The sequence below is a fragment of the Pseudomonas sp. HMSC065H01 genome (assembly GCF_001815235.1).
GTDB lineage: Bacteria > Pseudomonadota > Gammaproteobacteria > Pseudomonadales > Pseudomonadaceae > Pseudomonas > Pseudomonas aeruginosa.
Genome location: NZ_KV819878.1, coordinates 34,094 through 47,605 on the forward strand (window position 1 = coordinate 34,094; position 13,512 = coordinate 47,605).

A 13,512-nucleotide genomic window follows, 5' to 3' on the forward strand; every position below is an offset into this window, starting at 1 on the left:
GCGGGGGGAAGGGGTTCGACCGGGTGCTGCGTCCAATCACCGGAGCGTTGGCAGAGGGACGCAAAGGGAGGTGTCGGTTTCCAGCGCCTGCCGCATCCGCTCACGGGCTCGCGCCAGGCCTTTCTCACGGAATTCCGGGCCCATGTTCATGCCCTCCGCGTGGATGAAGGTGACGTCGTGGATGCCGACGAAGCCCAGCACCTGGCGCAGATAGGGTTCCTGGTGATCGAGACCACCGCCGGCGTAGATCCCGCCGCGGGCGGTGAGAACGAAGGCGCGCTTGCCCTGTAGCAGGCCTTCCGGCCCCTGCTCGGCGTAACGGAAGGTCAGGCCGGCGCGCAGCACATGGTCGAACCAGCTCTTCAGGCTGCTGGGAATGGCGAAGTTGTACATCGGTGCCGCCAGCACCAGCACGTCCGCCATCCGCAACTCCTCGGTCAGGCGATTGGAACGCTCGAGGGCGCGCCTTTCCGCAGCGCTATGGCCATCACAGGGGGTGGTCCAGGCTCCCAGCAATAATTCATCGAGGTGCGGCAGCGGCTCGCGCGCCAGGTCGCGAACCTGGAAGCGATCAGCGGGATGCGCGATTTTCCAGTGGGAGATGAATTCCGCCGTCAGCAGGCGGGAAACCGAGCCCCGTTGGCGGGCACTGCTCTCGATAACCAGGACACGGGACATGACTCGACCTCCACCCACTGCGCTACAACGATGGAGGTGAGGGTAGAGAATGATTAATCGATTAAAAAGTTGAAAAAACCGCTGTTAAATATCGACCAGGTTGATTTATAAACAGGCACCACCTAGTCTTTCGGTGAGAGAACGCTCTATTTCGCGATCTTGCAGGTCAGCTTGATCCGCAACTTGATGATGTCGCGGCCGAATTGCGCGGCGAAGTTGCTGTTCTGCCCGGGCTGGATCACGCCCTTGCGCACTTTCGGGGTCTCCGGGCCGTTGCGGAACACCGCCGTGCACTCTGCCGCCTGGCCTCCCAGGTTGGTGAGAAGGATCGCGCCCATGTCGCGCCCGATGTCCTGGGTGCTGTAGGAGACCTCGGTGCCGTTGAGTTGCGGGTCGACCTCGATCGGATAGGCGAAAGCGGACAGGGGCAGCAGCGATAGTGCGAAACAGCAAAGCCTTTTCATGGCCGGACTCCCGGTAGCGACAGATGGAAAAATGGCAACACCCTGAAAACCACGGCATCCCGTACGTCAAGAGAATGGACAGCTACCCCGTACAGGACGCCGACGACACGATAAGCGAAGTCGCCCCTCCGGCGCACTCGTCATCGCCTGCCGGCCGCGGAAACGCCGGCGAGGCATCCCTGCATTCGAGGAGGCGGAAATGAAAGCGCCACGCGTAACCCTGGACCAATGGCGGACCCTGCAGGCGGTGGTCGACCACGGCGGCTTCGCCCAGGCCGCGGAAGCCCTGCACCGCTCGCAATCGTCGATCAGCTATACCGTGGCGCGCATGCAGGAACAGCTCGGCGTGCCGCTGCTGCGCATCGACGGACGCAAGGCGGTGCTGACCGAGGCCGGCGAAGTATTGCTGCGCCGTTCGCGGCAACTGGTCAAGCAGGCCGGGCAACTGGAGGAACTGGCGCACCACATGGAACAGGGCTGGGAACCCGAGGTGCGCCTGGTGGTGGACGCCGCCTACCCCACCGCGCGGATCGTCCGCTCGCTGTCCGCCTTCATGCCGCAGAGCCGCGGCTGTCGCGTGCTGCTGCGCGAGGAAGTGCTCTCCGGCGTCGAGGAAGCGCTGATCCAGGGCGCCGCCGACCTGGCGATCAGCGGCCTGATCATTCCCGGCCACCTCGGCGCCGACCTCAGCGTGGTCGAGTTCGTCGCCGTGGCCCACCCCGACCATCCGCTGCACCGCCTGCAACGCGAACTGACCCACCAGGACCTGGAAACCCAGATGCAGGTGGTGATCCGCGACAGCGGCCGGCTACAGCCGCGCGACCACGGCTGGCTGGGCGCCGAACAGCGCTGGACGGTGGGCAGCCTGGCTACCGCGGCGACCTTCGTCGGCAACGGCCTGGGCTTCGCCTGGCTGCCGCGACACATCATCGAGCGCGAACTGCAGAGTGGCCAGCTCAAGCCGCTGCCGCTGAGCCAGGGCGGCGTGCGGCAGAGCCGCTTCTACCTCTACACCAACAAGGAAAAGCCGCTCGGCCCGGCCAGCCAGATCCTCATGGAAATGCTCAAGTCGTTCGCCAACGTACCGCTCAACGCGCCCTTCGCGGCGCCCGAACCGGCCGCCGAGTGAACGCAGATGCCTGACTTCCAGCACCGCGACTGCACCCTCGTCTACGACGACCACCCCGGTCCCACCGAGCGCGCGCCGGTCCTGCTGCTGCACGGTCTCGGTTCGAGCGCCCGCGACTGGGAATACCAGTTGCCGGCCCTGCTGGGCCACTACCGCCTGCTGGTCCCGGACCTGCGCGGCCACGGCCGCTCCGGCAAGCCGCGCGGCGGCTACAGCATGGCCGGCTTCGCCGAGGACTGCGCGGCGCTGCTCGACCGGCTCGGCTGCGGTCCGGTACACCTGGTCGGCATCAGCATGGGCGGGATGATCGGCTTCCAGTTGGCCTGCGACCGACCCGACCTGCTGCGCAGCCTGACCATCGTCAACAGCACTCCGGAAGTCATCCCGCGCAAGCCTCGCGAACATCTGGAGGTGGCCAAGCGCAAGCTCCTCTCGCGCCTGCTCAGCCTGCGGATCATCGGCCGCGCCCTCGGCCGGCTGTTGTTTCCCAAGGCGGAACAGGCCGGGCTGCGAGAGAAGATCGAGGCGCGCTGGGCGGAGAACGACAAGCGCGCCTACCTGGCCAGCCTCGACGCGATCATCGGCTGGGGCGTGCAGGAACGATTGGCCGAGATCGCCTGTCCGACCCTGGTGATCAGCGCGGATCGCGACTACACGCCGGTATCGCTGAAGCAGGCCTATTGCGAGCGGATCGCCGACGCCCGCCTGGTGGTGGTGGAGGACTCCCGCCACGCCACGCCGATGGACCAACCCGAGATTTTCAACACCACCCTGCTCGGCTTCCTCGCCGATATCGATAAAACCAAGGAACAACCATGCTCAAACGTCTCCTGATCGCCGCCTGCACCCTGCTCTTCGCCGGTTCCCTGCTGGCCGCCACGCCTGCCGCCAAGCCGCACGTCCTGATCGCCACCAGCCTCGGCGAGATCGAGGTAGAACTCGATCCGGCCAAGGCGCCGATCAGCGTGAAGAACTTCCTCGAGTACGTCGACAGCGGCTACTACGACGGCACCCTGTTCCACCGCGTGATCCCGGGCTTCATGGTGCAGACCGGCGGCTTCAGCGCCGGCATGCAGGAGAAGAAGCCCCGTGCACCGATCAAGAACGAGGCCGACAACGGCCTGCTCAACGAGCGCGGCACCCTCGCCATGGCCCGTACCGGAGTGGTCGATTCGGCCACCAGCCAGTTCTTCATCAACCTGACCGACAACGACTTCCTCAACCATGGTGCCCGCGACTTCGGCTATGCCGTGTTCGGCAAGGTGGTGCGTGGCATGGGCGTGGTCGACCAGATCGCCAAGGTTCCCACCACCCGCCGCAACGGCTTCGCCGACGTGCCGAGCGACGACGTGGTGATCCTGTCCGCCAAACGCCTCTGAGTCCAGCCGCAGGGGCTTGATCCGGCGGGCCCAGGACGGGCCCGCTCCAGAAGAGAGCCATCATGCTTTATCGTCGTTTCGAACGTCTGATCGACCCGTTCCGCAGTGCTTCCGAACGCATGCCGCCCAGCGAAGTGCTGCGTTTCTATGTCTACTTCCTGCGCCAGGTCTGGCCGGTGTTCCTGGCCCTGCTGGTGGTCGGCCTGATCGTCGCGCTGATCGAGGTGGCGCTGTTCAGCTACCTCGGCCGCATCGTCGATCTCGCCCAGAGCACGCCCAGCGCGGAGTTCTTCCGCGTGCACGCCAACGAACTGATCTGGATGGCGGTGGTGGCGCTGGTCCTGCGCCCGCTGTTCAACGCCCTGCACGACATGCTGGTGCACCAGAGCATCAACCCGAGCATGACCAACCTGATCCGCTGGCAGAACCACCGCTACGTGCTCAAGCAGAGCCTCGGCTTCTTCCAGAACGATTTCGCCGGGCGCATCGCCCAGCGCATCATGCAGACCGGCAACTCGTTGCGCGATTCGGCGGTGCAGGTGGTGGACGCCCTCTGGCACGTGCTGATCTATACCGTCAGCGCCCTGGTGCTGTTCGCCGAGGCCGACTGGCGCCTGATGATCCCTCTGGTGCTGTGGGTGTTCGCCTACGTCGGCGCCCTCGCCTACTTCGTTCCCCAGGTCAAGCGCCGCTCGGTGGAGGCCTCGGATTCGCGCTCGAAGCTGATGGGGCGGATCGTCGACGGCTACACCAACATCACCACGCTGAAGCTGTTCGCCCACACCCGCCAGGAAGAGGACTACGCCCGCGAAGCGATCGGCGACCAGACCCTCAAGTCGCAACGCGCCGGGCGCGTAGTGACCTCCATGGACGTGACCATCACGGTGATGAACGGCGTGCTGATCACCGGCACCACCGGCCTGGCCCTGTGGCTGTGGAGCCAGGAGCTGATCTCGGTGGGCGCCATCGCCCTGGCCACCGGGCTGGTGATCCGCATCAACAACATGTCCGGCTGGATCATGTGGGTGGTCGGCGGCATCTTCGAGAACATCGGCCAGGTCCAGGATGGCATGCAGACCATCGCCCTGCCGCGCAAGGTGGTCGACCGCGAGGACGCCCAGCCGCTGCGGGTAGAGCGCGGCGAGGTGGAGTTCGAGCACATCGCCTTCCACTACGGCAAGGGCAGCGGCGTGATCCAGGGTCTCGACCTGAAGGTCCGGCCCGGCGAGAAGATCGGCCTGGTCGGACCTTCCGGCGCCGGCAAGTCGACCCTGGTCAACCTGCTGCTGCGCCTGTACGACCTGGAGAGCGGACGCATCCTGGTCGATGGCCAGGACATCGCCGGGGTGACCCAGGAAAGCCTGCGCGCGCAGATCGGCATGGTCACCCAGGACACCTCGCTGTTGCACCGCTCGATCCGCGACAACCTGCTCTACGGCCGCCCCGGCGCCAGCGACGCGGAACTCATGGAAGCGGTGCGCAAGGCTCGCGCCGACGAGTTCATCCCGCTGCTCAGCGACGCCGAGGGCCGCCGCGGCTTCGACGCCCATGTCGGCGAACGCGGAGTGAAGCTCTCCGGCGGCCAGCGCCAGCGCATCGCCATCGCCCGGGTGCTGCTCAAGGACGCGCCGATCCTGATCCTCGACGAAGCGACCTCGGCGCTGGACTCGGAAGTCGAATCGGCGATCCAAGAAAGCCTGGAGACCCTGATGCAGGGCAAGACGGTGATCGCCATCGCCCACCGCCTGTCGACCATTGCGCGCATGGACCGCCTGGTGGTGCTGGACAAGGGCCACATCGCCGAAAGCGGCACGCATGCCGAGTTGCTCGCCCATGGCGGCCTCTATGCGCGCCTCTGGCAACACCAGACCGGCGGCTTCGTCGGCGTCGACTGAAGCCTCGGCACCGGGCGGCGGCTCGCGCCGCCCGGCCTGGGTGACCTTGTCAAAGGCTCTGCAACGGGCCTTTTCGCGGCAATCATCACCGCCGTCGATCTCGACTAGCACGCGCTTCGATTTTTTCCGCCAGCGAAACGGTGTTCTTATCGAACCCGTGCCCCGGCTCGATCCCGACGCCTGCCGCATCGTCCCCGTCCACCTGGCGTCGGCCACGGACGACCAAGGATGCCAGTGCTCGGTACCGGGGATTTCGCCCCATCGCTACGGAGAATCACAGAATGAAACTTGCCTCTGTCGTGTCCGCCGTCATCACCAGCCTCGCCCCCATGGCCTTCGCCCAGGACGTGGACAAGGACCCGGGCCGCGGCCTGCCGGTCGAGGAATACCACTACGGCATGCAACTGGACGTGAAGAATGTCCTGCACCGTACCGACAATTCGACCAGGACCGGCGTAGTGCCGGTGACCGTGGTCTACGAGGACCATAGCGGCGAGCTGCACAAGATCCGCTTCCTCGAATGGGGCGGCAGCACCAGCAACGGCTGAGCGGACGCCACGCCCTATCGTTCCGGCCCCCTTCAGGCCTGGCGGTAGGGCAACAGGCCGTGGGCCTCCTCGGCGTAGGCGCGCACACCCGCCCGCTCCTGTTCGAGGAACTGCGCCACGGCATCGCGCAGACCGGGATGTGCCAGGTAGTGCCAGGAGCGCGTCAGCACCGGCTCGAAACCGCGGATCAGCTTGTGTTCGCCCTGGGCGCCGGCGTCGAAGCGCGCCAGGCCGGCGCCGATGGCGAATTCCAGGCCCTGGTAGAAGCAGGTCTCGAAGTGCAGCCGGTCGAACTCGGCCAGGCATCCCCAGTAGCGCCCGTACAGGGTATCTCCAGCGACCAGGCTGAACGCCATCGCCACCGGCTTGCCACGCTGGTGGGCGAAGACCACGCGGATCGCCTCCGGCATGCGCTCGGCCAGCAGGCCGAAGAACTCGCGGCTCAGGTAGGGATCGCGGTCGCGCACCAGGTAGGTGTTGGCGTAGCAGAGATAGACGAAATCCCACTCCAGTTCGGACAACTGGCCGCCTTCCCGCCATTCGAACTCGATGCCCTGTCCGCCGACCTGTTCGCGCTCCTTGCGCAGTTGCTTGCGCTTGCGCGAACTGAGGGCCTCGAGGAAGTCCTGGAAGTCCCGATAGCCGCGGTTGTGCCAGTGGTACTGGCAACCCAGGCGTTCGAGCCAACCGTCACGCGCGGCAAGCAAGGTGTCCGCCCGGGCGTCGGTGAAATTCACATGGATGCTCGACAGACCGCTCGCCTCGGCCTCCTCGCCAAGGGACGCGAGCAGCCCCTGCAACCCTTCGTCCTCGCCCAGCAGGCGCGCACCGGCGACCGGGGTGAAGGGCACCCCTACCAGCAGCTTCGGGTAGTAGCGGATACCGGCCCGCTGGCAGGCGTCGGCCCAGCTCCAGTCGAACACGTATTCGCCGTACGAGTGCGCCTTCACATAGGCCGGCAGCGCCGCGCACAGCCGCCCTTGCGGATCGCGCAGCACGCGATGAGCCGGGCGCCAGCCGGTAGCGGGCGTCACGCTGTGGCTGTCTTCCAGCGCGGACAGGAAAGCATGACGCAGGAATGGCTGGGCGGGAGGCAGCAAGGCGTCCCACTCGGCGGCGTCGATATCGGCAAGGGTGGCAAGCGTCTGGATCGGCATGCGCGCCAGTCTGGCGCGAGACGCAAGGCAAGTGAAGCCGGTCGATGGAAAAAAAGCGCCCGGCGGACCCGCGATGAAACCGCCCTTCACCAAGCGAAGGCTTCGATCCATCCTACGTAGAGCGCATAACGCCAACGGCGTTATCCGCCGATACCCCGCCGCAACGGCGGAGCGAAAGCTGGGAACCCTCCGCGTAGGGCGAATAACGCCGGAGGCGTTATCCGCCGATACCCGCCGCGACGGCATTCCCGATCGGGCCCTAGATCATGCCCAGCAGCAACAGGACCAACAGCACCACCAGCAATGCGCCGATGATCCCCGAGGGCCCGTAGCCCCAGTTGCGCGAATGAGGAAAGACCGGCAGACCGCCGATCAGCAGCAGGATCAGGATGATCAGAAGAATCGTACCGAGACTCATGGGCGTCGCTCCTGTTCGGCTCATGGGGCAAAGGGCGGGAGATTCCGCCCTTGTAGTTCTCGACCCCCGCCGAGCAACGAAGATTCAATAAATCCGCGACCTCCAGCCTCAGTGGATGACCTTGGGCGCCGGCCCCTTGAGCAGACGCATGAACATCAGCGCCACCGCCTGGGCGTCGCCGAGGGCGGTGTGGCGACCGCTGACCGGCACATCCAGGGCCCGCGCCAGGGTGTCGAAGCGCAGGTCGATGTGTGCGTCGGGAAAATGCCGGCTGACCTTCCGGTGGTACAGCGACGAAATCTCGATGGAGGGGTTGTGCAACTGTCGGTCGAGGAGCTGGCGCAGGTGCCGGTTCAGCACGGCGACATCGAACGACAGATAGTAGCCCAGCAGCGGTCGGTCGCCGATGAACGCCAGCACCTGGCGCAGGGCCTGCTCCAGCTGCAACTGTCCCTCCAGGTCGGCGCGGCGCAGCTTGTGGATGCGGATCGACTCCGCATCCAGGCTCGGCGGCGGCTCGACGTAGAGTTCCAGGCGCTCGCCCATGACCAGTTTGCCGCGCCGCACCAGCACCGCGCCGATGCTGAGGATGTCGGCACGACGCGGGTCGAGGCTGGTGGTCTCGAGATCGAGGGAGATCACTTCCTCCGCCTCGACCGCCTCGTGCATCCACCAATACAGCCGGCGGCGCCAGCCCGGCCAGCGGCTGTCGGGCAACTTGACCATGGTGTTCATCGGGTCTCCAGGTGGAATTGACGGGCCACGCTCTGCTTGAACTTCTTCACCACATGCAGGCCGTAGCGCAGCATGTCGCGATCGTGGCGGCTCATGCCGCTGACGTCCAGGCCCTGCTGGCGACCGTCGCGTTGGCCGGCCAACTGGCGGGTCAGGCGCAGTTGCAGGAACAGCTCGAAAGACTCGCTCAGGTCGTCCGCCAGGCGTGCTTCGAGGACCTTGTGTCGCTTCAGCGCCTCGATCCGTGCCAGGGTCCCGCGGGTCTCCAGGCCTTCGCGCAGGGCCAGGGTGCGGATGCCGTGGACGATGGGGAAGATCCCGCCGCGCTTGAGATCGAGGCGGGCGTCCTGGGTTTTCAGCTGGCCGAGGAAGGTCAGCGGCGTATCGAATTGCAGGGCCGCCGCCGCGATATCCGCCAGCCAGCGCTCGCCGCCGTCGGCGAAACCGCGCAGTTGCCGACGCAACGGCTCGAACAGCTGCAGGTTGCCGGCCACCGGCCAGGCATCGGCCAGGATCGACAGGCGCAACAGCTGCTCCGGCTTGCCCTCCAGCAGCGTCCCGCGCAGCTCCGCCTGCCAGGCCGCCAGCGGCTTGCACCATTCCGGCCGACTGGCCATTACCCCTCCGGGACAGGGCGGATAACCGAACTCCAGCAAGGCCGCGCTGAAGCGCTGCATCATCGCCAGGGCCTGTTCCTGCGGCAGATCGTCGGCCAGGACCAGGGCATTGTCCTGGTCGGTCTTCAGCAACTGCTCGCCGCGTCCTTCGCTGCCCATCACCAGCAAGCAGCAGCGCCCGCGCAGGGTTGGCGGCAGCAACAATTCGAAAAGCCGTTCGAGCAATTGCTCGTTGAGCGCGCTGACCAGCTGCATGATGAAGCGCAGGCGGATACCGTTGCCGGCCAGGGTAGCGATCAGGGTGTCCAGGGTTTCCGCGCAGCGGCGCAGGTCGCCGAGGTCGTCGGCGCGGGCGATGCGCAGCGCCAGGACGTGGGAATGGGTGGAGAACAGGCTGAGCACCTGGGTCAGGTGCAACAGGCCGATCACCTGACCGTCCTCCGTGACCGCGACCCGCTCGATACGCTGGCGCGTCATGAGGATCATCGCGTCGAACAGGAAATCGCCCAGTTCGACGCTGGCCAGCGGACCATGGGCCAACGGCCCGATAGCCTCCAGCTCGCTGCGCCCGTCGCGGAAGTGCGCGCTCATGAGGTCGGTGCGGGTGACGATGCCGAGCTCGGGCCCGTCCCTCTCCAGCCGCACCAGCAGGGCATCGGCGCCGTGGCTCAATTGCAGGCGCGCGGCGTCGCCGAGGGACAGCGAGGCCTCCACCTCCAGCGCCGGCAGCAAGTGCTCGCGGGCGATGCGGGTAAGGATGAACTCGGCAAGGTTCTGCCCGTCGCGCTGGGCCAACTGGCGCTTGGCCGCCAGGTCGGCCTGGAAGAACCGGGCGAAACCCGGGTTCTCCCCGCACAACTGGTGGAAGCAACTGGCCGGCAGTTCGTAGACGATGCTTTCCTCGATCGCCAGGTAGCGATGCTTGCTGCTGCCGGAAAACAGCCCGCGGACGTCGAACAGGTCGTCCGCGGCGTACTGGGCGAACACTCGCCCGTCGTCGCCGCGCTCCTCGACCACGCCCTTGAGCAGGACGAACAGCCCGGGGACCGCCGAACCGGCCTCCAGCAAGGTTTCCCCCGGCGCGTAGTAGCCTACGCTGAGGGCCTGCTTGAGGGTCTCGCGCTGATGGGGACGCAACTGGTCGAAGGGCGGCGAGGCGAAGTTGAAACTGTCAGGCATGGCTCATCTCGCTGTAACCGGGACGCTGAAACGAAAGGCGGCGGACCGGAAATCCGGCCGCCGCCTCGGGCTACGTCTTCACGTAGCGCTTAGTGGGCCACCGCGCCAGAGGCGCCCAGGCCGGTCTGGGAACGGATGAACTGCGGGAAGAAGCGCGCCCGCTCCTCGTCGGCCGCCGCCGACTTGTCGGTGATGGAGAAGAACCAGATACCGACGAAGGCGACGATCATCGAGAACAGCGCCGGGTACTCGTACGGGTAGATGGCTTTCTCGTGGCCGAGGATCTGCACCCAGATGGTCGGGCCGAGGACCATCAGGCCCACCGCGGTGATCAGGCCCATCCAGCCGCCGATCATGGCGCCGCGGGTGGTCAGCTTCTTCCAGTACATGGAGAGCAGCAGCACCGGGAAGTTGCAGCTGGCGGCGATGGAGAAGGCCAGGCCGACCATGAAGGCGATGTTCTGCTTCTCGAAGAGGATGCCGAGCACGATGGCGACCACGCCCAGGGCCACGGTGGTCATCTTCGAGACCCGCAGCTCGTCCTTCTCGTTGGCCTTGCCGCCCTTGAATACGCTGGCGTACAGGTCATGGGAGACGGCCGAGGCCCCGGCCAGGGTCAGCCCGGCGACCACCGCGAGGATGGTGGCGAAGGCCACCGCCGAGATGAAGCCGAGGAACAGGCTGCCGCCCACCGCGTCGGCCAGGTGCACCGCCGCCATGTTGTTGCCGCCGATCAGGGCGCCGGTGGCGTCCTTGAAGTCCGGGTTGGTGCTGACCAGCAGGATCGCGCCGAAACCGATGATGAAGGTCAGGATGTAGAAGTAGCCGATGAAACCGGTGGCGTAGAACACGCTCTTGCGCGCTTCCTTGGCGTCGCTGACGGTGAAGAAGCGCATCAGGATGTGCGGCAGCCCGGCGGTGCCGAACATCAGCGCGAAGCCCAGGGAGAATGCCGAGATCGGATCCTTGACCAGGCCGCCCGGACTCATGATCGCCTCGCCCTTCGGATGCACCTTGATGGCTTCGGAGAACAGCGTGCTGACGTCGAAGTTGACGTGCTTGAGCACCATGATCGCCATGAACGAGGCGCCGGAGAGCAACAGCACGGCCTTGATGATCTGCACCCAGGTGGTCGCCAGCATGCCGCCGAACAGCACGTAGAGCACCATCAGGATGCCCACCAGGACCACCGCGACATGGTAGTTGAGGCCGAACAGCAGCTCGATCAGCTTGCCGGCGCCGACCATCTGCGCGATCAGGTAGAACGCCACCACCACCAGCGAGCCGCAGGCCGACAGGGTGCGGATCTGCTTCTGCTTGAGGCGGTAGGAGGCGACGTCGGCGAAGGTGTACTTGCCCAGGTTGCGCAGGCGCTCGGCGATGAGGAAGAGGATGATCGGCCAGCCGACCAGGAAGCCGATCGAGTAGATCAGGCCATCGTAGCCGGAAGTGAAGACCAGCGCCGAAATACCCAGGAAGGATGCCGCCGACATGTAGTCGCCGGCGATCGCCAGGCCATTCTGGAAGCCGGTGATGCGGCCGCCTGCGGCATAGTAGTCGGCCGCCGAGCGGTTGCGCTTGGATGCCCAGTAGGTGATGCAGAGGGTCGCGCCGACGAAGGCGACGAACATGACGATGGCCGAGACGTTCAGCGGCTGGCGCTGCACGTCGCCGGTCAGCGCGTCGGCCCAGAGGGCCGGAGCGAAGGCCGCAAGGCCGAGCGCGGCAAGGAGACGAGCGATCATTGCTGCGCCTCCTTGAGGATTTCCTGGTTCAGGCTGTCGAACTCGCCGTTGGCGCGACGCACGTACAGGCCGGTCAGGATGAACGCGGCAAGGATCAGTCCGACACCCATCGGGATGCCCCAGGTCACGGACGAATCGGGACTGATACGCGCGCCCAGCAGCTGCGGCTGGAAAGCGATCAGCAGGATGAATATCACGTAGAGGCCAAGCATGATCGAAGAAAGTATCCAGGCGAAACGCTCTCGCTTGGCCACCAACTCCTTGAAGCGCGGATTGGTATCAATCCGCTGGTAGATGCTGTCGTTCATTGTTTTTATCCTCACAGCGGGGTGACGCGGAATGTCGTCGATATCCACTGTAGGACGCTGGTGCAAGCGCTCCAGACGACTTTAGTCGTAGCGTTTCGCCAGCCGCTCTAGACCGGTATTCCCGGGCCTTCCGGCAGATTCCGGAGCCAGCCTTCGGCAAGGAAAAACGCCGTGCCCGGTTGCCCGGGCACGGCGTCCCCCGATCGAACCAGCCGTGCTACTGCACCCAGTCCTTGACCCGTCCCGGGTTGGCCGCCACCCACTGCTTCGCCGCATCCTCGGGTTTGGCGCCCTCCTGGATCGCCAGCATCACCTGGCCGACCTCGTTGCCATCCCTCCAGCCGAACTTCTTCAGGAACTCCCAGACCGGCTTGGCCTTGGCCTCCAGCGCCGGGTTGGCGACGGTGTCGACATGCTCGGTATCGCCATAGACCTTCTTCGGATCGTCGAGGAACTTCAGCTTCCACTTGGCGAACATCCAGTGCGGAATCCAGCCGGTCACCACCACCGGCTTCTTCTCGTTCTCGGCACGGGTCAGCTCGGCGATCATGCCGCTGCCGGAACTGGCCACCAGCTTGTAGTCGAGGCCATATTGCTTGATCGCCTCGTCGGTCTTGATCATCACCCCGGCGCCGGCATCGATACCCACCACGCGGCCGCCGAAAGCGTCCTTCTGCGCCTGGAGGTCGGCGATGCTGTTGGCGCTCACGTATTCGGGGACGATCAGGCCGATGCGTGCGTCCGGGTAGTTGATGGCAAGGTTGACCACCTTATCCTTCATCTTCTCGTAGTAGGCGCCGTGGGTGCCCGGCAGCCAGGCCGAGAGCATGGCATCGAGCTTGCCGCGCGCCACGCCCTGCCACATGATCCCCGCCGCCACCGGCATCAGCTTCACCTCGTAGCCGAGCTTCTCGCGGATCACCTCGGCGGCCACATGGGTGGTCGCCACGCTGTCCGACCAGCCGTCCACGTAACCGATGGTGATCACCGGCTTGTCCGCCGCGGCCGCCATCCCCACAGCCGCCGACATTGCCAGGCCCGCACTCCAGCACAACAGTCGTCGCATCATTCGCATCAGACGTACCCCTTGTTCTATGCCGACGGGGACGCTCCCCGGCGGTCGCGGCACTCTGCGGTGCCGCCGTCCATCATCGGCGCGCCCGGACGGCGGACTGCTCTGAGAACGACACCTATCGCACCCGATAACGACATGCCTCGAACTGCGCTGCGGCACGCTGCGGCACGCTGCGGATGTGCTCC

The 13,512-nt window shown here is 65.9% G+C and carries 14 protein-coding genes; 5 read left to right on the top strand and 9 right to left on the bottom strand.

Annotated elements, in window-relative coordinates:
* Positions 1 to 36: 36 nt before the first annotated feature.
* Together azoR3 and HMPREF3014_RS14530 are read right to left on the bottom strand one after the other, a co-directional pair.
* On the bottom strand, positions 37 to 678 hold the full coding sequence (gene azoR3, locus HMPREF3014_RS14525) for an FMN-dependent NADH-azoreductase AzoR3 (protein WP_003114814.1): 642 nt from the start codon (positions 676 to 678) through the stop codon (positions 37 to 39).
* A gap of 146 nt (positions 679 to 824) precedes the next feature.
* Complete coding sequence (locus HMPREF3014_RS14530; protein ID WP_023087142.1) at positions 825 to 1,142, bottom strand: hypothetical protein; 318 nt, start codon at positions 1,140 to 1,142, stop codon at positions 825 to 827.
* A 199-nt stretch (positions 1,143 to 1,341) separates the two neighbouring features.
* Here HMPREF3014_RS14530 and HMPREF3014_RS14535 point away from each other — a divergent pair, with 199 nt between their 5' ends.
* The 5 genes from HMPREF3014_RS14535 to HMPREF3014_RS14555 all read left to right on the top strand — a co-directional run bounded on the left by HMPREF3014_RS14535 (position 1,342) and on the right by HMPREF3014_RS14555 (position 6,093).
* Positions 1,342 to 2,271, top strand: coding sequence for a PA3225 family LysR-type transcriptional regulator (locus tag HMPREF3014_RS14535; RefSeq protein ID WP_003091534.1), 930 nt, complete (start codon positions 1,342 to 1,344; stop codon positions 2,269 to 2,271).
* 6 nt (positions 2,272 to 2,277) lie between these two features.
* A complete protein-coding gene (locus tag HMPREF3014_RS14540; RefSeq protein ID WP_016263235.1) occupies positions 2,278 to 3,105 on the top strand; it encodes an alpha/beta fold hydrolase in 828 nt (275 codons plus the stop codon).
* Entirely contained in the window at positions 3,087 to 3,650 is a 564-nt protein-coding gene (gene ppiA / locus HMPREF3014_RS14545; protein WP_023087141.1) for a peptidylprolyl isomerase PpiA, read from the top strand. The genes HMPREF3014_RS14540 and ppiA overlap by 19 nt, the downstream gene beginning before the upstream one ends.
* Positions 3,651 to 3,712: 62 nt before the next feature.
* Complete coding sequence (locus tag HMPREF3014_RS14550; protein WP_003109184.1) at positions 3,713 to 5,545, top strand: ABC transporter ATP-binding protein; 1,833 nt, start codon at positions 3,713 to 3,715, stop codon at positions 5,543 to 5,545.
* A gap of 281 nt (positions 5,546 to 5,826) precedes the next feature.
* Positions 5,827 to 6,093 (top strand): DUF2790 domain-containing protein, encoded by a 267-nt coding sequence (locus HMPREF3014_RS14555; RefSeq protein ID WP_003091540.1) that lies wholly within the window; start codon positions 5,827 to 5,829, stop codon positions 6,091 to 6,093.
* A 32-nt stretch (positions 6,094 to 6,125) separates the two neighbouring features.
* Here the strand turns inward: HMPREF3014_RS14555 and HMPREF3014_RS14560 are convergent, their stop codons facing one another.
* The 7 genes from HMPREF3014_RS14560 to HMPREF3014_RS14590 all read right to left on the bottom strand — a co-directional run bounded on the left by HMPREF3014_RS14560 (position 6,126) and on the right by HMPREF3014_RS14590 (position 13,327).
* Complete coding sequence (locus tag HMPREF3014_RS14560; protein ID WP_003114811.1) at positions 6,126 to 7,250, bottom strand: GNAT family N-acetyltransferase; 1,125 nt, start codon at positions 7,248 to 7,250, stop codon at positions 6,126 to 6,128.
* A gap of 259 nt (positions 7,251 to 7,509) precedes the next feature.
* Positions 7,510 to 7,668 (bottom strand): DUF3309 family protein, encoded by a 159-nt coding sequence (locus HMPREF3014_RS14565; RefSeq protein WP_003109182.1) that lies wholly within the window; start codon positions 7,666 to 7,668, stop codon positions 7,510 to 7,512.
* A gap of 108 nt (positions 7,669 to 7,776) precedes the next feature.
* Positions 7,777 to 8,403, bottom strand: coding sequence for a 3'-5' exonuclease (locus HMPREF3014_RS14570; protein WP_003114810.1), 627 nt, complete (start codon positions 8,401 to 8,403; stop codon positions 7,777 to 7,779).
* Positions 8,400 to 10,199, bottom strand: coding sequence for a CBS domain-containing protein (locus HMPREF3014_RS14575; protein WP_003116398.1), 1,800 nt, complete (start codon positions 10,197 to 10,199; stop codon positions 8,400 to 8,402). Before HMPREF3014_RS14575 ends, HMPREF3014_RS14570 begins: the two co-directional genes overlap by 4 nt.
* Positions 10,200 to 10,288: 89 nt before the next feature.
* A complete protein-coding gene (locus tag HMPREF3014_RS14580) occupies positions 10,289 to 11,944 on the bottom strand; it encodes a cation acetate symporter (protein ID WP_003091546.1) in 1,656 nt (551 codons plus the stop codon).
* A complete protein-coding gene (locus tag HMPREF3014_RS14585) occupies positions 11,941 to 12,252 on the bottom strand; it encodes a DUF485 domain-containing protein (RefSeq protein WP_003091547.1) in 312 nt (103 codons plus the stop codon). The genes HMPREF3014_RS14580 and HMPREF3014_RS14585 overlap by 4 nt, the downstream gene beginning before the upstream one ends.
* 217 nt (positions 12,253 to 12,469) lie before the next feature.
* On the bottom strand, positions 12,470 to 13,327 hold the full coding sequence (locus tag HMPREF3014_RS14590) for a glycine betaine ABC transporter substrate-binding protein (protein ID WP_003452840.1): 858 nt from the start codon (positions 13,325 to 13,327) through the stop codon (positions 12,470 to 12,472).
* Positions 13,328 to 13,512 lie beyond the last annotated feature (185 nt).

Coding starts and splice junctions, on each gene's coding strand:
- azoR3 (WP_003114814.1), bottom strand. CDS start 678: ATGTCCCGTGTCCTGGTTATCGAGAGCAGTGCCCGCCAACGGGGCTCG.
- HMPREF3014_RS14530 (WP_023087142.1), bottom strand. CDS start 1,142: ATGAAAAGGCTTTGCTGTTTCGCACTATCGCTGCTGCCCCTGTCCGCT.
- HMPREF3014_RS14535 (WP_003091534.1), top strand. CDS start 1,342: ATGAAAGCGCCACGCGTAACCCTGGACCAATGGCGGACCCTGCAGGCG.
- HMPREF3014_RS14540 (WP_016263235.1), top strand. CDS start 2,278: ATGCCTGACTTCCAGCACCGCGACTGCACCCTCGTCTACGACGACCAC.
- ppiA (WP_023087141.1), top strand. CDS start 3,087: ATGCTCAAACGTCTCCTGATCGCCGCCTGCACCCTGCTCTTCGCCGGT.
- HMPREF3014_RS14550 (WP_003109184.1), top strand. CDS start 3,713: ATGCTTTATCGTCGTTTCGAACGTCTGATCGACCCGTTCCGCAGTGCT.
- HMPREF3014_RS14555 (WP_003091540.1), top strand. CDS start 5,827: ATGAAACTTGCCTCTGTCGTGTCCGCCGTCATCACCAGCCTCGCCCCC.
- HMPREF3014_RS14560 (WP_003114811.1), bottom strand. CDS start 7,250: ATGCCGATCCAGACGCTTGCCACCCTTGCCGATATCGACGCCGCCGAG.
- HMPREF3014_RS14565 (WP_003109182.1), bottom strand. CDS start 7,668: ATGAGTCTCGGTACGATTCTTCTGATCATCCTGATCCTGCTGCTGATC.
- HMPREF3014_RS14570 (WP_003114810.1), bottom strand. CDS start 8,403: ATGAACACCATGGTCAAGTTGCCCGACAGCCGCTGGCCGGGCTGGCGC.
- HMPREF3014_RS14575 (WP_003116398.1), bottom strand. CDS start 10,199: ATGCCTGACAGTTTCAACTTCGCCTCGCCGCCCTTCGACCAGTTGCGT.
- HMPREF3014_RS14580 (WP_003091546.1), bottom strand. CDS start 11,944: ATGATCGCTCGTCTCCTTGCCGCGCTCGGCCTTGCGGCCTTCGCTCCG.
- HMPREF3014_RS14585 (WP_003091547.1), bottom strand. CDS start 12,252: ATGAACGACAGCATCTACCAGCGGATTGATACCAATCCGCGCTTCAAG.
- HMPREF3014_RS14590 (WP_003452840.1), bottom strand. CDS start 13,327: ATGCGAATGATGCGACGACTGTTGTGCTGGAGTGCGGGCCTGGCAATG.